Origin of the sequence: Kitasatospora sp. NPDC059577 (assembly GCF_042735475.1) — a bacterium.
Taxonomy (GTDB): domain Bacteria; phylum Actinomycetota; class Actinomycetes; order Streptomycetales; family Streptomycetaceae; genus Kitasatospora.
In genome coordinates this window covers 141671-143458 of the sequence record NZ_JBHWBZ010000019.1, presented here as the reverse complement: position 1 = coordinate 143458, position 1788 = coordinate 141671, and the positions used below count along the sequence as shown (strand labels likewise).

At 74.8% G+C, this 1788-nt stretch carries 1 protein-coding gene; it reads left to right on the top strand.

What is annotated here, in order from left to right:
- Positions 1 to 151 precede the first annotated feature (151 nt).
- Positions 152 to 1675, top strand: a complete 1524-nt coding sequence (locus ACFV0O_RS17870; RefSeq protein WP_380342399.1) for an aldehyde dehydrogenase family protein — start codon at positions 152 to 154, stop codon at positions 1673 to 1675.
- Positions 1676 to 1788 lie beyond the last annotated feature (113 nt).

The window sequence follows — 1788 nt, the reverse complement described above, 5'->3', positions numbered from 1 at the left end:
TGTGTGGGGCTCGGGCGGGGGGGGGCGGGGGGGGGCGGGGGGGGGGGGGGGGGCCCCCCCCCGGGGGGGCGCCCCCCGGGGGGGGCCCCCCCCCGCGCCGCCCCGGCCCGCGGCCCGGGCGGCGCCCGACGTCGCGAGGAGACACCAGAGCATGACGGTCTACCAGCCCCCCGGTGCGCCCGGCAGCATCGTCGCCTACCGCTCCCGGTACGAGCACTGGATCGGCGGCGGATGGACGCCTCCGGTGCACGGCCGGTACTTCGGCGACCCGACCCCGGTCACCGGCGAGGTCTTCACCGAGGTCGCCCGCGGCACCGCCGAGGACATCGAGGCCGCCCTGGACGCGGCCCACGCCGCCGCCCCCGCCTGGGGCCGCACCCCGGCTGCCGAGCGGTCCCAGGTGCTGCTGCGGATGGCCGACCGGATGGAGGCCAACCTGGAGCAGCTGGCCGTCGCGGAGAGCTGGGAGAACGGCAAGCCGGTGCGCGAGACGCTGGCCGCCGACCTCCCGCTCGCCGTCGACCACCTGCGCTACTTCGCCGGCGCGCTGCGCGCCCAGGAGGGCGGCCTTTCCCAGCTGGACGAGGACACCGTCGCCTACCACTTCCACGAGCCGCTGGGCGTGGTCGGCCAGATCATCCCGTGGAACTTCCCGATCCTGATGGCGGTCTGGAAGCTGGCCCCGGCACTCGCGGCCGGCAACGCGGTGGTGCTCAAGCCCGCCGAGCAGACCCCGGCCTCGGTGCTGCTGCTCGCCGAGCTGACCGCCGACCTGCTGCCGCCCGGGGTGCTCAACATCGTCACCGGCTTCGGCGAGGAGGCCGGCGCCCCGCTGTCCGCCAGTCCGCGGATCCGCAAGCTCGCCTTCACCGGCGAGACCTCCACCGGCCGGCTGATCTCCCGCGCGGCGGCCGACAACCTGATCCCGGTCAGCCTGGAACTCGGCGGCAAGAGCCCCAACGTGTTCTTCGCGGACGTCGCCGACGCCCAGGACGCCTTCTACGACAAGGCCGTCGAGGGCTTCGCGATGTTCGCCCTCAACCAGGGCGAGGTCTGCACCTGCCCCAGCCGCGCGCTGATCGACGCCCCGATCTACGAGCGGTTGCTCGCCGACGGCCTGCAGCGGGTGCGCGCGATGCGCCAGGGCGACCCGCTGGACACCGACACCCAGGTCGGCGCCCAGGCCAGCGCCGAGCAGCTGAAGAAGATCCTCTCCTACTTCGAGATCGGCCAGGCCGAGGGGGCCAAGGTCCTCACCGGCGGCGAGCGCGCGGACCTCGGCGGCGCCCTGGCCGGCGGGTACTACGTGACGCCGACGGTCTTCGAGGGCGACAACTCGATGCGCGTCTTCCAGGAGGAGATCTTCGGACCGGTCGTCTCGGTGACCCGCTTCGACGGCTTCGACCAGGCGGTCGCGCTCGCCAACGACACCCAGTACGGGCTCGGCGCGGGCGTGTGGACCCGCAGCCTCAACACCGCGCACCGGGCCGGACGCGCCATCCAGGCGGGCCGTGTGTGGACGAACTGCTACCACAACTACCCCGCGCACGCGGCCTTCGGCGGCTACAAGAACTCCGGGATCGGGCGGGAGAACCACAAGGCGCTGCTGGAGCACTACCAGCAGACCAAGAACCTGCTGGTCAGCTACTCCCCCGACGCGGTGGGCTTCTTCTAGGCCGGCCCGGGCGGAAAAGTGCGGAGGGGGGGGGGGGCGGGGGGCGGGCCCCGCCCCCCCCCCCCCCCCCCCCGCCCCCCGCGCCCCCGCGCCCGCGAGGGGCTCTCTGTGGG

Bases quoted from the DNA above. Each gene is read 5' to 3' on its own strand.
- ACFV0O_RS17870 (WP_380342399.1), top strand. From the start codon at position 152: ATGACGGTCTACCAGCCCCCCGGTGCGCCCGGCAGCATCGTCGCCTAC.